Source organism: Roseateles sp., assembly GCF_019237615.1.
Classification (GTDB): domain Bacteria; phylum Pseudomonadota; class Gammaproteobacteria; order Burkholderiales; family Burkholderiaceae_C; genus Pelomonas.
In genome coordinates, this window is sequence record NZ_JAFAGT010000077.1 from 19177 (window position 1) to 35433 (window position 16257).

Genomic DNA, 16257 nt, shown 5'->3' on the forward strand with positions numbered 1-16257 from the left:
AAAATTCTAGAATCGTTTGCCGTTCACGCGAAGGGGTGACAGACGCATGCGACTGCCGAATCTGCTGGTGTCCCGCAGGGGGCGCATCGCGGCGTTCTTCCTGATGTACCTCACCGAGGGCCTGCCCATCGGCTTCGCGATGACCGCGGTCGCGACACAGCTGCGCCGCCAGGGCGTCGGCACGGCCGAGATCGGCGGCTTCATGGGCCTGGTGCTGCTGCCCTGGGCGTTCAAGTGGGCCTATGGCCCCTTCGTCGACCTGATCGCGTCGCGGCGCCTGGGCCCGCGGCGCGGCTGGATCCTGGGCGCGCAGCTGATGATGGTGCTGACGCTGCTGCCGCTGGTCCGGCTGGACCTGGCGACGCAGCTGGGCCTGTTCACGGCGCTGCTGGTCGTGCACAACCTGTTCGGCGCGGTGCAGGACGTGGCGGTCGACGCGCTGGCGGTCACGACGCTGCGCGAGGAGGAGCGCGCCTTCGCCAGCGGCATGATGTTCGCGGGCCAGTCGCTGGGCGTGCTGATGGGCGGCGGCGGGGCGCTGCTGCTGATGGGCCGCATCGGCTTCGACGCCGGCATCGTCGTGCTGGCGCTGACCATCCTGGCCGTCATGGGCCTGGTGGTGCTGCCGATGCGCGAGACCCCGGACGCGGCGGCGGCGCGCGGCGGCGCCTCGCTGTCGGCGCTGGCGGGCGGGTTGGGCGCCTTCATGCGCGAGGCGCTGCAGGCCCTGCTGGGCTCCCGGCTGGCCTTCGCGGGCCTGCTGTTTGGCCTGCTGCCCATCTCGGCGATGGCGCTGTCGCGGGGGCTGCAGGCCAACCTGGCCGTGGACCTGGGCCTGAGCGACGACCAGATCGCCTGGCTGGCCACGGCCTCGCAGGCGGTCACGGCCGTGACCTGCATCGCCGGCGGCTGGCTGTCGGACCGCGTCAACCTGCGCAAGGCCCTGGGCCTGTACGTCGTGCTGCTGAGCCTGCCGGGCCTGGCGCTGATGCTGGAGCTGCAGCGCCATGGCTGGGCGCCGGGCCAGGCCGCGCCGGCGGCGCTCATCACGGCCTTCATGGCCGCCGTCGTCGCCTACCACCTGCTGTTCGGCTTCATCTACGGCGCGCGCGTGGCCGTCTTCATGGGCATCACCCGGCCCGCCGTGGCGGCCACGCAGTTCGCGGCCTACATGGCGCTGACCAACCTCTCCATCACCTACAGCGTTGTCTGGCAGGGGCATGCCGTCCAGCATTGGGGCTACGCCGCGACGCTGGGCCTGGATGCCCTGCTCGGCCTGAGCTGCCTCCTCCTGCTGCCGCTGCTGCGGCCCAAGCCATGAAAATCGTCATCAACGCCCTGGGTGTCCTCGACAACCCCAACCTCCGCACGCCGCCCGACGCCGAGGACCGCAGCGTCATGGCCTACACCAGCACCGGCCAGAACGTCGACGACCGCGCGCTGGCGGACGCCCGCGCGGCCGGGCTGTCGGTCGTCAACATCACGCTGGGCCATGTGGCCGGCAGCGCCGAGCCCTTCGAGGCCACGGTGGGCGACATCGCTGGCTGGGATGCCTTCATCCGCGCCCGGCCGGCGGCGCTGCGCAAGGTCTACGGCGTGGCCGACATGGATGCGGCGCAGGCGGCCGGCCAGATCGGCGTCGTCTACGGCTTCCAGAACACCGAGATGCTGGGCCGTGACGTCGACCGCATCGCGCTGTTCGCCAAGCTGGGCGTGCGCGTCATCCAGCTCACCTACAACGGCCGCAACGCCGTCGGCTGCGGCGCCACGGTGCCCGACGACGACGGCCTGAGCGGCTTCGGCGCCGAGGTCGTCGAGCGGCTGCAGGCCGAGGCGCTGCTCGTCGACCTCAGCCACAGCAGCGAGCGGACCTGCCTGGACGCGCTGCGCCTCGCGCGCCGGCCGCTGGCCATCACCCACAGCGGCTGCCGTGCCGTGGCCGACCACCCGCGCAACAAGAGCGACGCCGAGCTGCGCCTGCTGGCCGAGCGCGGCGGCGTCGTGGGCCTGTACTTCATGCCCTATCTGCGCCTGGCCGGCCAGCCGCTGGCGGACGACCTGATCGCGCACCTGGAGCATGCCCTCGACGTCTGCGGCGAAGACCACGTCGGCCTGGGCACCGACGGCGGCACGACGGCCATCGACGACATGGCCGCCTACCGCGCCATGCTGGCGGCCGAGACCGAGCTGCGGCGCAGCATGGGTATAGGCGCGCCGGGAGAGACGCCGGACATCAGCCTGTTCCTGCCCGACCTCTGCGGGCCGACGCAGTTCACCCGGCTGGCCGAGTTGCTGGCCGCGCGCGGCCACGGCGAGGCGCGCATCGACAAGATCCTCGGCGGCAACTTCCGCCGCCTGATGCAGGAGGCCTGGGCATGAAACGCTGGCTGCTCATCCTGGCGCTGCTCGCCGGCGCCGCGCAGGCGCGGGTCGACCAGGTCCAGATCCACGGCAACGCCGCCGGCACGCAGACGCTGGCCCAGCCGGAGCCCGGCGTCACCACGGCCGACTACCGCTTCAACGACCGCGGCCGCGGCGACGTCGTCCAGGCGCGCTGGCGGCTCGATGCGCGCGGACTGCCCGTCAGCTACGAGGCCAGGGGCAACGACTACTGGAAGGTCGAGTTCAGCGAGCGCTTCGAGCGTGACGCCGCCGGCCAGGCGCGCTGGCAGAACCGCATCGAGACCGGCGAGACCCGCGCAGCGGGCTTCTACCTGCCGGCCAACCCGCCGCCCGAGTTCATGGGCGTGCTGACCCGCGCGCTGCTGAAGGCGCCGGGGCGCCGGCTCAAGCTGCTGCCCGCCGGAGAGGCCTGGCTGGAGCAGGGCGAGACCCAGGGCCGGCTGACGCTGTACCGCATCGGCGGCATCGAGTTCACGCCGCTGTCCGTGTGGCTGGACGAGCAGGGCGAGACGGCCGGCGTCATCGACGACTGGTTCGAGGTGCTGGAAGCCGCGAACCTGCCCCGGCTCGCCGGGCTGCAGGCCGCCCAGCAGGCCGCCGGCCAGGCCTGGCATGCGAAGCTGGCCCGCCAGCACACGCACAAGCCCGGGGGCGCGCTGCTGATCCGCAACGCGCGGCTGTTCGACCCGGTGAGCCTGAGCGTGCGCGCCGGCACCAGCGTGCTGGTCCGCGGCGAGCGCATCGTGCGCGTGGGCCCCGATGCCGACGTCGACGCGCCGGCCGATGCCGAGCTGCTGGACGCCTCCGGCCGCTTCCTGATGCCGGGCCTGTGGGATGCGCACCAGCACTTCGGCAATGTCGACGGCGTGTTCGACCTGATCGCCGGCGTGACCAGCGCCCGCGACATGGCCAACGACAACCTGCCCCTGCTGGCCCGCGTGAAGCGCTTCGACGCCGGCACCGAGCTGGGCCCGCGCGTCGTGCTCGCCGGCATCATCGAAGGCGTGGGCCCGCTGGCCGGCCCGACCGACGTGCGCGTGGACACGCCCGAGAAGGCCCATGCCGCGGTGGACTGGTATGCCGACCGCGGCTATGCCCAGGTCAAGATCTACTCGTCCTTCAGCCCGGCCCTGGTCGCCATGGTGGCCGACCGCGCGCATGAGCGCGGCCTGCGCGTCAGCGGCCACGTGCCCGCCTTCACCTATGCGCGCGCCTTCGTCGAGGCCGGGGCGGACGAGATCCAGCACCTGAACTTCATCCTGCTGAACTTCTTCGCCGACGAGGTGAAGGACACGCGCACCCGCGACCGCTACACGGTGCTGGCGGAGAAGCTGGCGCAGTTCGACTTCGACGACGGCCGCTTCGACGAGTTCGTCGCCTTCCTGCGCCGGCACCAGACCGTGCTGGACCCGACGATGGTGGTGCTGGAAGGCCTGTTCTCCGGCGAGCCCGCGCGCGCCGCGCCGGCGCTGCGCCCGGTGGTGCAGCGCTTCCCGACCGTGGTGAGGCGCCGCCAGCTGTCCGGCGCCGTCGCGGTGCCGGCCGGCAGGGAGGCCGTCTACGCCCAGGCCCTGCCGGGCCTGCTGCGCATGCTCAAGCGCCTGCACGACGGCGGCGTGACGATCATGCCGGGCAGCGACGGCTTTGCCGGCTACAGCCTGCACCGCGAGCTGGAGCTCTATGCCCAGGCCGGCATCGCCAGGGCCGAGGTGCTGCGCATCGCCACGCTGGTGCCGGCGCGCGTGCTGGGCGTCGAGAAGGACCGCGGCACGATCACGGCCGGCAAGCTGGCCGACATGATCCTGGTCGACGGCGATCCGCTCACCGACATGAGCGACATCCGCCGCGTCCACCGCACCATCAAGGGCGGCCGGGTCTTCGACCCCGCCGCGTTGGAGCAAGCCATGGGGATGACCTCGCGATGAACCAGATCGAACGCTTCGACAGCGGCCGGGTCGTGCCGGCCAGCGTGCCCTTTCCGGAGGGCGTGCGCGTCGGCGACATGCTTTACCTCTCCGGCCAGCTCGGCAACGTGCCGGGCCAGCTCAGGCTCGTCGAGGGCGGACTGCGCGCCGAGGCGCGGCAGACGCTGGAGAACATCCGCAGCGTGCTGCGCGGCCAGGAGCTGGACCTGCAGCACCTCGTGCGCTGCACGGTGATGCTGGCCGACATGGCCGACTGGCCGGCCTTCAACGAGGTCTACCGCGAGTTCTTCGGCGCGACGCCGCTGCCGGCGCGCAGCGCGCTGGGCTGCAACGGCCTGGCGCTGGGCGCGCGCGTCGAGATCGAGTGCATTGCGGCGGCGCCAGGCGCCTGAGCGCGCCGCCGTACCGCGGTGCCGCCGTCAGGCGTGGCCGATCCGCACCGGGCGCGCCAGCGTGTATTGGCCGGGCAGCGTGACCCAGTCGCTGGATTCGCTCAGCAGGCTGGTGTTGCTGTAGAGCAGCTCGGCCTTGGCGGCGCCGCGCCCCGCATCGAGTGCGACGATGCAGCCGTTGGCCACCGTGACGCCCACGCCCTGAAACATGGCCTTCAGGCGCAGCTTGAGGTGATCCGTCAGCGCCGGCATGCCGGCGAACTCGAGCACCACCTTGAGTTCGCTGTCGCAGGACACGTCGTGCCCGGCCAGGAACAGGTGGGCGGGTGAGCCGGACCCGGCGCCGGCCGCGGCGCCGCGCAACTCATCCGTCTTGGCCCAGGCCTCGGCGATGAGCTCCATGACGTCGAGCTTCAGCGCGGCCGTGACACCTTCGCCGATCTTGCTGCGCAGGAAGCCGCCTTCGTCGCCATGGTTGCCGGCGCCCAGCTGCATCCTGGACGCATCCACGCTCAGCCCGGCCGGCAGCAGGGCCGCCAGCGTGAGGCTGGAAGGGGCACTGCTCATGCGGCCTGCCCATGCAGGGCGACGATGTCGCCCTTGAGGAGCAGTCCGGCTCCGGCGGGCGCAACGACCGCAGAGCCGCACGGCAGCCACTGCGTGACCACGCGGAAGGTGGCATCCCCCGCCGCCGCAAGGTCGCCGGCCTGCGCCGACCAGGGTCCCCACTCGACCGATACCGAAAGCGGCTTCGCGACGGTCACCCGCCTTGGCCACCAGCGGCGCACGCCGGCCGCTGCCATGGCGCCGGCCAGCGCCGCCGCCAGCGCGGCCCACAGCCAGCGATCGCGCCGGATGGCTTCGAGCTGGCCGGACAGCCGCCGCTCGCGGGCAGTGCCGTTGGCCGCGGCGACCTCCAGTGCCTCGATCCTGTGGCGTGCCTCGGCCAGATCGTGCTGCCGGACATCCAGTTCCGCGGCCTGCTTCCTGGCATCGCGCCTGGCGCCTTGCAGTTCGTCCTTCGCGGCGGACAGCTGGCTCACCTGCGCCTCGATGCGCCGACGCTGGTCGGCGTTGCCGCTGTTCGACTCGGCAAGCCGCTGCGACAACTCCGCATTCGTCTTCTGCAGCGCCTCGTTCTCCTTGCTCAGCACCTCGATCTTGTTCTTGAGCGACTTGATCTCGGCCAGCCCGGCCAGGCCCGCGAGCGTTGCGACGGCTGCGATGGCGCCGGCAGAACCGCTCGAGCGTGAGGGCGGGGGCGGCGCGGGTTCGGACGCCGGCGCGGGCGCTGTGGGAGGCATGCCGCGCGCATCGCTCCTGGCCGGGACTCGGACGATCTTGATCGCGGACGCCGCATTGGCCGGCTGCGGTGGCGGGAACTCATTGGCCCGCGCGGCCTGCAGGCCGGCGCATGACAGCAGGCCGGCCAAGATGAAGGCGGGCGGGGCTGGGCAGGGGCGCATGGAGCTGGGGGCCATCCGCCTCAATGTAGGAACTCGGCGGCCGCAGTGCGAACGCCGGCTCATCAAGTCTGTGGACGGGCGCGCGGGCTCTCAGCGACAGGACGACGCGGCCAGCCAGTCGGCAAGCCGCGGCAGCCATGCGTCCACCGCCTGGGCCAGCGCGTGCACGGCGCCGGGCGCGTCGGGCGTGTCGGCCGGGCGCTCGAGGCGCCAGTGCTGCTGCAGCGCCGGGCCGGTGGCGCCGGCGGGCCACAGCGTCGCGTGCAGGCGCAGCACCACCTGGCTGCTGGCCGGGCCGGTGAAGACCTGCTCGAACTCGTCCAGGCTCACGGTCAGCAGGACAGCGGGCCGGCCGGCACAGGCCGGCGGCGTCGCGAGCTGCTCGCGCAGCCGCTGCGTCAGCAGCGCGGCGGGCGGCGCCGCCCAGAAGCTGTCGCGGTAGTACTCCAGGCGCTGGGCCTGCTGGAAGGCGAGGCGGTAGGCGATGCCCTCGCCGGCCAGCCAGGGCGGCGCGCTGACGTCGGCGATGCGCCAGGCGATCGCACCGCCGCCATCGCTCGCCGCGGGCGACGGGCCGAGGTCGTAGACCGTGCGCGGCTGCGCCGTCGGCGCGAGTGAGCACGCCCCCAGCAGCAGGGCCACGGCAAGCAGCGTGAAGCGGGTTCTCATTTGCCGCCCGCCTTCAGCCGCTCGGCAAAGCCGGCCTCACCGGGGCCGGGCGGCCGGGCGCTGCGGCCGAACAGCAGGCTCTGCGGCTGGTCACCGAGTTCGTTGGCGGCGCGCTCGACGCTGCGGCTCGCCGCCGCGATGTCGGTCAGCACGGGGCGGGTGCGCGGCGGCGTGTCGCCCACCAGCGCGAGTTCGAGGTTGCGGCTGGTGGCCTGCACCTGGGCGGCGGCGGCGTCCAGGCGATCCAGCAGGGCGGCGCGCGACTTCAGTTCCTGGGCCAGTTGCTGGCCGTCGGCTGCCAGTGCCTCGATGCGGCGCAGCGCGGCGTCGGCACGCTGGGTGGCGGTATCGGCATCCTTCAGCAGGGCCGGTAGTCCGCGGGCGCCGGGCTGCAGTGCAGCCATCAGCCGGCTGGTGTCGCCAGCGGCCTGCTGCAGGCCGGCCAGCGTGTGGCCGAGCTGGACGCGGTTGTCGTCGCTGAGCAGAGCGTTCAGGCGCGTGGCCACCTCGGCGAAGCCGGCGACGAGGCCTGGGCCGCTCTGGGCCAGGCGGTCCAGCAGCGTGGGTCGCAGCTGGAGGCGGGCGCCAGGCGCGGCGCGCTGCAGCGGCGCACTGGCATCGGCCTCCTCCAGCCCGACGAAGGACAGGCCGGTGACGCCCTGCAGGCCCAGCTGGGCATAGGTGCCGGTGGACACAGGCGCGGCCGCGTCGACGGCGATGCCGACGAGGATCTGGCGCGGATCGGCGGGGTCGAAGGCGATGCTCTCGACATGGCCTACGTCGACGCCGCGCAGCTTGACCGGCGCCTTCAGGTTCAGCCCGGCAACGCCGCTGCGCGAGACGACGGTGTAGTGCACGCGCTCGGTGTGGTCGCCCTGGAACCAGGCGACGCTGGCGGCCAGCGCGAGGCCGAGCAGCAGCACGAACAGGCCGGCGGCGATGGCGTGGGCTTTGTTTTCCATGCGGGATCTCAGTGGGCGGGTTCTTCCTCGCACAGCACGGCCGGCACGCCGCCGTCGTCGCTGGTGTCGTCCAGACTGAGGCGGAAGCGCCTCACGTCCTCCTCGGCGCAGCGCTCCAGGTGGCCGAGGAAGAAGTTGCGCACGAAGGGATGGGGCAGGCGGGCGACCTCGGCCAGCGGACCACTGGCGATGATGTGCTGGTCGGCCAGCACGGCGACGCGGTCGACGACGGCGAACAGGGTGTCGACGTCGTGGGTGACCATGACGACGGTCAGGCCCAGCTCCTGGCGCAGCCGGCGCAGCAGCTTGACGAACTGCTTGCTGCTGTCCGGATCCAGGCCGGCGGTGGGTTCGTCCAGGAAGAGCAGCTGCGGGTCGAGGATGAGGGCGCGCGCCAGCGACACGCGCTTGACCATGCCGCCCGAGAGCTCCGCCGGGCGCTTCAGCGCGTCCTCGGGCTTGAGGCCCACCTGGGCCAGCTTGAGCATGACCAGCGGCTTCACCAGGTCCGGCGGCACGCTCTTGAGCTCGCGCAACGGCAGCGCGACGTTGTCGAACACGTTCAGCGCCGAGAACAGCGCGCCGTTCTGGAACAGCACGCCCCAGCGGTAGCGCACGCGCTCCAGGTCGCGCGCGGCGCAGCGGCCCAGCGGGTGGCCGAAGATCTTCACGCTGCCAGCCTGCGGCACCTCCAGGCCCAGCAGCAGGCGAAGCAGCGTCGTCTTGCCCGAGCCCGAGCCGCCGATCAGGGCGACGACCTCGCCGCGGTGGACGGTGAGGTTGAGGTCGCGATGGATGACATGGCCGCCATAGGCGGTCGTCACGTTGTCGACCTCGATGATGGCTTCAGGGTGCGCCATGGCTCAGATGCCCACGTCGGAGAACAGTACGGCGAACACCGCGTCGACGACGATCACCAGCGTGATGGCCGTGACGACCGATTGCGTGACGCTCTGGCCCAGGCTCTCGGTGTTGGGCTTCACGCGCAGGCCGAAATGGCTGGCCAGCAGCGCGATGAGGCCGCCGAAGAGGACGGACTTGGTCCAGCCCAGCCACAGGTTGGCCGGCTCGACGACGCTGGGCAGCGTGCGCAGGAATGTGGCCGGGTCCAGCCCCAGCTGGGCGCCGGCCGCTGCCATGCCGCCCAGCAGCATCAGTGCGCTGGTCCACAGCGCCACCAGCGGCAGCGACACGGCCAGCGCCAGCACCTTGGGCAGTACCAGCCGCACGGTGTGCGAGATGCCCATGACGGAGAGCGCGTCCAGCTCCTGCGTGACGCGCATGACGCCGATCTGCGCCGTCATCGCCGAGCCCGAGCGGCCGGCCACGATGATGGCGGCCAGCAGCGGCCCCAGCTCGCGCACCACTGCCAGGCCGAGGATGTTGATGACGAAGATGTCGGCGCCATAGGTCTTGAGCTGGCGCGAGATCAGGTAGGACAGCGTCAACCCGACGAGAAATCCCACCAGGGCCGTGATGGGCAGGGCCTGGGCGCCGGTGCGGAAGACGTTGGCCGAGATCTCGCGCCAGCCGATCAGCGCGGGCTGGCGCAGCACCTGGATGAAGTCCAGCAGCAGGCGGCCGATCAGGGCGACGATGTCCACGCCGTGGCCCATGAAGTCCAGCAGCCGCAGGCCGGCCCGCTCCAACCCCGGCCCCAGGCTGCGCCTGTAGCGGGGTAGGGCGGCGGGCTGTGCGAACTGGGCGAACAGCATCACATGCTCGGGCAGCCACAGCAGCCGCGGCGGCGGCTTGCGGCCCCAGCCCTGCCACAGCGTCAACGCGCCGGCACTGTCCAGGCGACGCAGGGAGCGCAGGTCCCACAGCGCGTCCGGCGCCGCGGCCACGGCGGCTGCCACGCGCTCGCGGAACTCGGCGTAGCGCTCACGCAGCGCCAGCACCGTCCAGTCACCGCTGACACGCCATTCCGGCGCGCCCGCCTCGCCGCCGGCCAGCAGCTGCGGCGCGGCGTCGGGCGATTCCGCGCCCCAGGCCGGGATCCGGGTGTCCAGGGGCAGGGCGGCTGCGTCGCTCATGGTCGCAACGATAGCGCGCCTGGACGCCCTCGGCGCGAACCCTGCCCACCACCCCGGATTCGATGCGTGAATCGGGGCGGGCCGGCGCAGGTGGAGCGGGTGCGACGTTGCCCAGGGCCGATCTATTAGCATTGCGCATCCCTCGCGAGGCCCCCCGCCATGAAGCTCGAAGACATTCTCGCCACCGATGCATTGATCCCCTCATTGCCGGAGGCGGTCGACCAGATCCTCGCGGAACTCCAGAACGACGAGCCCGACCTGCGTCGAGTCAACCAGCTGCTGTCCGGCGAGGTCGGGCTGACGGTTCGCATCCTGCGGCTGGTGAACTCCGCGCGCTACGCGACGGGTGGCGAGCGCATCGCCACCGTCGAAGCGGCTACGGCCATCCTGGGGCTGGATGCCACGCGGCAACTGGTCCAGGCGGCGGCCGTGGGCGGTGCCTTCAAGGGCGTGCCCGGCGTGGATATGACCGATTTCTGGCGCCACAGCCTGGATGTCGCGAAGATCTCGCAGTCCCTGGCCGAGGAGCTGAGGCTGGACAAGGGGGTGTCGTTCACCGCCGGGCTGCTGCACGGCGTGGGCGACCTGATCCTGAAGATGGCGATGCCCGACCGCGCCAGCCTGCAGCCGGGCTTTGCCGCCGATGACGGCCGTTATGAGGCCCAGCTCGCCGAGCTGGGTTATGCCTACCCGGAGGTCGGCGCGGCCTTCGCTTCGCGCTGGCGCTTTCCGGACAGGATCGTCGAGTCCATCCGCTTCCAGTGCGAGCCGCAGGAGGGCGAGGAGAAGATGTATTCCAGCCTGCTGTACCTGTCGTGCTGGAGCGCGCGCGCGCACGAGCTGGACATCGAGGGCACCGCGCTGCTCGACACCTTCCCGCATGGCGTGGCCCGGACGGTCGGGCTGACCGACACCGACCGGCTGTGCGATGACCAGGTCATCGCATGGACGCCGGTCGACGAGGCGCGCGACTTTTCCTGAACCGGCGGACGGCGGAGTAGGCGAGCCAGGCGGGCGGCGCCCGCCCGGCGTGATGGACACGCGTCGGACGCCGCCGCCGGAGCGCCTCGCTGCCGCGGCGCCGTCAGCGCGCGATGGCCGCGGCGGCCTTCTGGATCAGCGCGGCGACCGCCTCCGGTTGCGAGACGTAGACCGCATGGCTGCCAGGCACCTCGACGACCGAGGAGCCCGCGCGCTGCGACATCGCGCGCTGCGCCGCCGGCGGGATCATCTTGTCGTCCTTGGCGACGAGGTACCAGCTGGGCTTGTTCTTCCATGAGGCCTGCGACACGGCGCCGCCCAGGGCCGCCACTCCCCAGGGCACCTGGGACGCCGCCATGAAGGCCGCCTTCTGCTCGCCGACGTCGGCGGCGAACGACGCGGCGAACTTCGATGAGTCCAGCAGCAGGAAGCCGTCCTTCGGCGGCAGGATGGGCGGCACCGGCGCGCCCGGGACGGGGTTCTTGATCAGCGACTCGACGGACTCGCCCTGGTCCGGCGCGAAGGCGGCGATGTAGACCAGGCCCTTGACCTTGGGGTCGTTGCCGGCCTCGGTCGTGATGACCCCGCCGTACGAATGTCCCACCAGCAGGACGGGCCCCTTCTGCTCGGCGACGAGCCGGCGCACATAGGCCACGTCGTCGCTCAGCGAGGTCGTCGGGTGCTGCGCGATGCTGACCGAGTAGCCGTCCTTCTTGAGGATGTTGTAGACCGGCTCCCAGCCGGAGCCGTCGACGAAGCCGCCGTGGATCAGGATGATGCTCAGTGCGATGCTGTTCATAATGTGCTCTCTTTCAACGGTGGTCGCGGAACGTGGGTGACGAGGTTGGCCGATGCCGGAGATCACCGCGCATGCGGCGGCCGAACCGGTCGAGGCTCGAGATCTCTCCCGACGCCCGATCCGGCGCAAACCATGCACTTGCGATGGCAGCCAAGCCGTCACCCGGGACGCCCGACTGCAAAGGAAAACGATGCGCTCAGCGGAGGACGTGAGCCGACGGGGCGGGTGCCGCGCCGCCGTCCCCGGACGGCGACCGAAGCGTCGTGTCGGGTGTCGCCTCTTGCTCGATGTGGACGATCTTCATGAGCGACCTCCCTGGAAGGATGCTTTATATGTCAACTACGTCGACATGAATTTAGGCGCTGATGATTTAGGTATCAAACAAATATTGACCCCTAGAAATGCATGGTCGTTGGCAAGCGACGTCGGCGCTGATGTTTCGTTAGCAGAAACAGAGATGCTGGGCACGATCGGGCCGTCCCGGTGGAGGGCTAACGTTTTCGAACCAGGGGCCTACGGATTAACGGTCAGGGTCGCACCGTCGCGTAAGGCCAAGTCCACAGGCCTTTGGCGGGCTCTCTTCTTGGGGGGGGCTGTCGATTGCTTTGACAGTTAGTTCGTTGTCACTCCTGGCGTGAAATGCAAGTCCTTGTCCCTAATGAGAAATTCGTATTCGGCATGAACATTGCTGTCGCTGCTGACGTCGTTTGACGGCATCTCAACCAGTCAGGGAGATCGACATGGGTGTTCTTCGTCAATTGGGCCTCGGCTCGGTGGTTGCATCGCTGGCGATGCTGGCCTCGTCGGCTCAGGCCGACATCGTGACGTTTGATGACGTAGCTAATCACACGGGCGCGCCTTTCGAGTCTGGCGGACTGCGGTTCGAGAGCCCCGGTAGCACCTACGTCTGGAGCGGAGATGGTGTCCATTCGGACAACGGCACGCTGAGCCTGATTTCCGGTATTGGCGCGTCGTTCACGATCACGAAGGTCGGCGGGGGCATGTTTTCCATCGATCAGTTTGATGCAGGCCTGAGTTGGTACACCCTGGGAACCACTGGGGAGATCACTGTCGATGGCGATTTGCTCACCCTGACCGGTAACTATCAGACCTTCGCCCTGACAACCCTCCAGAACGTTTCGTCGGTGACGGTGAGGTTCACGTTGGGGGATGGCTATTTCGCCATGGACAACATCGTCTGGCATGACGCCGGGGCCTTGCCTGAGCCGGCGTCGTTCGCCCTTGTGGGGTTGGCTTTGCTCGCTACCGGCGTCGCCCGCCGCCGTCGCTGAAAGTCTCCGCGGCTCGTGTGGCCGCCGATTTCGAGAAGAACGTCCCGGTGAGGATTGCTGGGGTATTTTTCCAGCCGGGGCTGGGCGCGTTCAGCGTACTTGACGCGGCGTCTGCACCAGCCGAGCGAAGCTTGCAAACGCGCCCGTCGTGCAGGCGCACCGGCCGTCGCTCGGACAGGCGCATGCGTAGCCGGCGGTACTGGTAAGAAAGGAGCCTCATCCGCGAGCGCGATTGAGGCTTCGATTTGCCTCCACGACTTAGGCTCGAACCAGGGGGGCTACGGATTAGCAGTCCGACGTCGTCGCGCTCAGCCTGAAGCAGACCCCACGCATGCTGGGGTAAGCCTCACCCGTCCGAGCAGACTGAGTTGGGCTCGAGCCAGGGGCCTGCAGGGCAGGTCAGCAGGCCCTCAGTCCGAACGATGCGTCCAGTGCCGACGGCGGTCACGCCTTCTTCACGAACTCCGACTTCAGCCCCATCGCCCCAATCCCGTCGATCTTGCAATCGATGTCGTGGTCGCCGTCAGTCAGGCGGATGTTCTTGACCTTGGTGCCGACCTTGACGACCAGCGACGAGCCCTTGATCTTGAGGTCCTTGATGACGGTCACGGTGTCACCGTCCTGGAGCACATTGCCCACGGCGTCTTTGACAACGCGCGCCTCGTCGGTCGCCGCGGGGCCCGAATCTTGGGCCGACCACTCATGGCCGCACTCCGGGCAGATGAGCATCGCGCCGTCTTCGTAGGTGTAGGCCGATTGACATCGGGGGCAGGCGGGCAGGGTAGACATAGCGGCTTTCCTTGGCGGCAAAGAAAAAGCCCCACAGGCTTGCGCTTGTGAGGCTTGATTTGGCTCCCCGACCTGGGCTCGAACCAGGGACCTACGGATTAACAGTCCGGCGCTCTACCGACTGAGCTATCGAGGAATGGTTTTGTATGTCGGCACGTCAAACGGTTGCGACGTGCGTCATGGGTTCTGTTGGCTCCCCGACCTGGGCTCGAACCAGGGACCTACGGATTAACAGTCCGGCGCTCTACCGACTGAGCTATCGAGGAACAGAGCCCGCCACTATAGCAGTTTTTTCAGAGGCGTCAGAGACGAATCTCAAGACTCGTGCGGAAAGTCCGCGGAGCGAGAGGGTAGAGATAGCTGTGTTCGAACTGCCAGGGCGACTCGCGCCAGGCACGGCGGTTGGTCAGGTTGTCCACGCCCGCGCGCCAGATCCAGGTCTGGTTGCCCACGCCCTGCATGTAGCGCAGGCCGGCGTCGACGACGGTCCAGGCGGGCACGGGGATGCTGTTGTCGGGCGTGGCGAAGCGGCTGCCCTCGTGCAGCAGGCCGACTTGGACCTGCAGGCCCGGCAGCAGGTCCTGGCGCAGCTGGGCCTTGAGCGTGGTCTGCGGCACGTTGGGGGGCACCAGGCCGTTGAGGCTGGCGTCGCTGCTGCCTTCGCGGCGGGCGCGCAGGCGGCTGGCGCTGGCGAACAGGCCGCCGCCACTCCATTTGAGGTCGGCGCTGGCCTCGATGCCGCGGTGGCGGGCGTAGCCATCGGCACGGTGCTCGCAGCTGAGGTCGACGTCGCAGCTGCCGATGTCGCGCCACAGCGGGTGGCGGATGTCGAAGACGGTCAGCGCGCCTTCGACGCGCTGCGTGCCGGTCTTCAGGCCGATCTCGGTCTGGCGGCTCTTGAGCGCGGGCAGGGCCTGGCCGGCGTTGATGTAGCGCGGGCGGTTGGGGGTGACCTCGCTCTCGACGCCCTCGCCCCAGCTGGCGTAGGCCAGCCAGTCGCTCGCGATGGCATGGCTGACCGCCACCCAGGGCGTGGTGAAGCCTTGCCGGTAGTCGGTCGGGCTCGTGCCGTCGGTGCGCACGCTTTCGCGGTGCAGGCGGGTGTGGCGCAGGCCCAGCCAGGCGCTGGTGTCGGCGCCGAGCGCCACGCGGTCGCGCAGGTAGAGCTCGTTGCTGCGCTCGTCGCGGTTGGTGTTCTCGCCGGTCAACGCGGGCTGCGGGGCAGTGACGGCGGTGCCGTCGATGTTGCCGATGCCGGCGAAGTTGTAGGCCTGGCGCTGGAAGCGGCCCTTGAACTGGCTGCTCAGGCCGCCGACGGTCAGGTCATGGCGCAGGCCGGCCAGCTGCACGGGGCCACTGGCGGAGATGTCCAGGGCCGTCGTGTCGCGGTGCTCGTTCTCGCTGCGGTAGTCGTAGAGGTCGAAGCGGCCGTCGGGGCCGTAGCGGTCGCAGTAGTAGACGCCCGTGAAGCTGCTGGTCTCGTTGCAGTCCAGCCCGAAACCGAAGGCGTTGCGGTCATCCGTGCGCAGGCGCTGGATGCCCAGGTGGGCCTGGGCGCGCCAGTCGCCGGCCAGCTTCTGCTGCACCCGCAGCGAGGCATGCCTGTTGTCGAAGACGACGGGCAGCGTCCAGGGCTGGTTGTTGAGGTTCAGGTTGGGGTCGATGCGCTTCGGGTCGGGCAGGGTGTTGCCGAGCAGGCTGAAGCCGTCCTGGCTGGGCTGGCTTTGGTGGCTGAACTCGGCCTCGGCCTCGACGAGGGTGTCAGCGGAGAGGCGCCAGTCGGCGGCGACGGCGACGGTGCTGGAGTTGCCCTTGGTGTTGCGCAACGTGGGGTCCAGGTGCGCCGCGGCGACGTTGACGCGCAGGCCGAACTCGCGGTTCGCGCCGAAGCGCTGCGAATGGTCGACGCTGGCCTCCACCGTGCCACTCTGGATGGCGCCGAGCGTCAGCGTCGTCGCGTCGTCGGCCAGCGGACGCTTGACGACGAGGTTGACGAGGCCGGCCGGCGCACTGGTGCCGGCCTGCATGCCGGAGCTGCCCTTGAGCACCTCGACGGCCGCCTTGTTGGCCAGCGACAGCGAGGTCTCGCCGTTGATGGGCAGGCCGTCGCGGCGCAGGTTGAAGCGGTTGTCCAGGTCAAAGCCGCGCACCTTGAGCTGCGACCAGTAGCCGACGGCGTTGTAGCTGTCGGAGACGGAGGCGTCGAGCTTGGTGATGCCCGAGAGCTGGTCTATGCCCAGGTCGGCCAGGCGTTCGGCCGACAGGCTGATGGCCTGCATGGGCAGCCTGGCCGGCGGGTCGTTGAAGCCGGACAGGCCGGGCGCGGCCTCGACGGCCTTGCCGGTCACGCTGACCTGGGGCAGGGTCTGCGCGGAGGCCAGGCTGGTGGCGAGCAGCGCCGTGGCGGCGCCGAGGAGGGAAAGAGTGGGTCGTGCCATCGGAGTTCAAAGCGATGGCAGGTCGGCAAACACTGAAGACGCCAGGCCCCCTGGAGACGGGAAGGAGTGGGGCTGCGGTTCGGCTGCTTCCCTGCGCGAGGATTA

At 70.1% G+C, this 16257-nt stretch carries 15 protein-coding genes and 2 tRNA genes; 6 read left to right on the top strand and 11 right to left on the bottom strand.

The genetic code is table 11. The features are described from left to right. Nucleotides 1–46 precede the first annotated feature (46 nt). From JOY88_RS15440 to JOY88_RS15455, 4 genes are read left to right on the top strand one after another with little or no spacing between them, the layout of a single operon-like run. Entirely contained in the window at nt 47–1321 is a 1275-nt protein-coding gene (locus JOY88_RS15440; protein ID WP_293503519.1) for an MFS transporter, read from the top strand. Further along, entirely contained in the window at nt 1318–2379 is a 1062-nt protein-coding gene (locus tag JOY88_RS15445) for a dipeptidase (protein ID WP_293503520.1), read from the top strand. Before JOY88_RS15440 ends, JOY88_RS15445 begins: the two co-directional genes overlap by 4 nt. Then, complete coding sequence (locus JOY88_RS15450) at nt 2376–4328, top strand: amidohydrolase family protein (protein ID WP_293503521.1); 1953 nt, start codon at nt 2376–2378, stop codon at nt 4326–4328. Before JOY88_RS15445 ends, JOY88_RS15450 begins: the two co-directional genes overlap by 4 nt. Further along, a complete protein-coding gene (locus JOY88_RS15455) occupies nt 4325–4720 on the top strand; it encodes a RidA family protein (RefSeq protein ID WP_293503522.1) in 396 nt (131 codons plus the stop codon). Before JOY88_RS15450 ends, JOY88_RS15455 begins: the two co-directional genes overlap by 4 nt. A gap of 27 nt (nt 4721–4747) precedes the next feature. Here the strand turns inward: JOY88_RS15455 and JOY88_RS15460 are convergent, their stop codons facing one another. The 6 genes from JOY88_RS15460 to JOY88_RS15485 all read right to left on the bottom strand — a co-directional run bounded on the left by JOY88_RS15460 (nt 4748) and on the right by JOY88_RS15485 (nt 9853). After that, the gene (locus tag JOY88_RS15460) at nt 4748–5287 is read right to left on the bottom strand and encodes a hypothetical protein (RefSeq protein ID WP_293503523.1); all 540 of its coding nucleotides are present in this window, start codon (nt 5285–5287) and stop codon (nt 4748–4750) included. Then, the gene (locus JOY88_RS15465; RefSeq protein ID WP_293503524.1) at nt 5284–6153 is read right to left on the bottom strand and encodes a hypothetical protein; all 870 of its coding nucleotides are present in this window, start codon (nt 6151–6153) and stop codon (nt 5284–5286) included. The genes JOY88_RS15460 and JOY88_RS15465 overlap by 4 nt, the downstream gene beginning before the upstream one ends. Nucleotides 6154–6276: 123 nt before the next feature. Beyond that, a complete protein-coding gene (locus JOY88_RS15470; protein ID WP_293503525.1) occupies nt 6277–6855 on the bottom strand; it encodes an ABC-type transport auxiliary lipoprotein family protein in 579 nt (192 codons plus the stop codon). After that, the gene (locus tag JOY88_RS15475) at nt 6852–7817 is read right to left on the bottom strand and encodes an MlaD family protein (RefSeq protein WP_293503526.1); all 966 of its coding nucleotides are present in this window, start codon (nt 7815–7817) and stop codon (nt 6852–6854) included. Before JOY88_RS15475 ends, JOY88_RS15470 begins: the two co-directional genes overlap by 4 nt. Before the next feature lie 8 nt (nt 7818–7825). Further along, the gene (locus JOY88_RS15480) at nt 7826–8677 is read right to left on the bottom strand and encodes an ABC transporter ATP-binding protein (RefSeq protein ID WP_293503527.1); all 852 of its coding nucleotides are present in this window, start codon (nt 8675–8677) and stop codon (nt 7826–7828) included. 3 nt (nt 8678–8680) lie between these two features. Beyond that, nucleotides 8681–9853, bottom strand: coding sequence for an MlaE family ABC transporter permease (locus tag JOY88_RS15485; protein ID WP_293503528.1), 1173 nt, complete (start codon nt 9851–9853; stop codon nt 8681–8683). Nucleotides 9854–10012: 159 nt separating this feature from the next. Here JOY88_RS15485 and JOY88_RS15490 point away from each other — a divergent pair, with 159 nt between their 5' ends. Then, a complete protein-coding gene (locus tag JOY88_RS15490) occupies nt 10013–10834 on the top strand; it encodes an HDOD domain-containing protein (RefSeq protein WP_293503529.1) in 822 nt (273 codons plus the stop codon). Between the two features lie 103 nt (nt 10835–10937). On the opposite strand, the gene JOY88_RS15495 is transcribed toward JOY88_RS15490, so the two are convergent. Then, the gene (locus JOY88_RS15495) at nt 10938–11633 is read right to left on the bottom strand and encodes an alpha/beta fold hydrolase (protein WP_293503530.1); all 696 of its coding nucleotides are present in this window, start codon (nt 11631–11633) and stop codon (nt 10938–10940) included. Between the two features lie 740 nt (nt 11634–12373). Between JOY88_RS15495 and JOY88_RS15500 the strand changes: the two genes are divergently transcribed. Then, nucleotides 12374–12925, top strand: coding sequence for a PEP-CTERM sorting domain-containing protein (locus tag JOY88_RS15500; RefSeq protein ID WP_293503531.1), 552 nt, complete (start codon nt 12374–12376; stop codon nt 12923–12925). Between the two features lie 444 nt (nt 12926–13369). Here the strand turns inward: JOY88_RS15500 and JOY88_RS15505 are convergent, their stop codons facing one another. The 4 genes from JOY88_RS15505 to JOY88_RS15520 form a co-directional block, all read right to left on the bottom strand. Continuing rightward, nucleotides 13370–13714 carry a zinc ribbon domain-containing protein YjdM gene (locus tag JOY88_RS15505; protein ID WP_293503532.1) on the bottom strand — a complete coding sequence of 115 codons (345 nt, stop codon included), beginning with the start codon at nt 13712–13714 and terminating at the stop codon, nt 13370–13372. Nucleotides 13715–13774: 60 nt separating this feature from the next. Further along, nucleotides 13775–13850 (bottom strand) — tRNA-Asn (locus JOY88_RS15510). Nucleotides 13851–13904: 54 nt separating this feature from the next. Then, nucleotides 13905–13980 (bottom strand) — tRNA-Asn (locus JOY88_RS15515). Nucleotides 13981–14016: 36 nt separating this feature from the next. Further along, nucleotides 14017–16152, bottom strand: a complete 2136-nt coding sequence (locus tag JOY88_RS15520; RefSeq protein ID WP_293503533.1) for a TonB-dependent siderophore receptor — start codon at nt 16150–16152, stop codon at nt 14017–14019. Nucleotides 16153–16257: the final 105 nt, after the last annotated feature.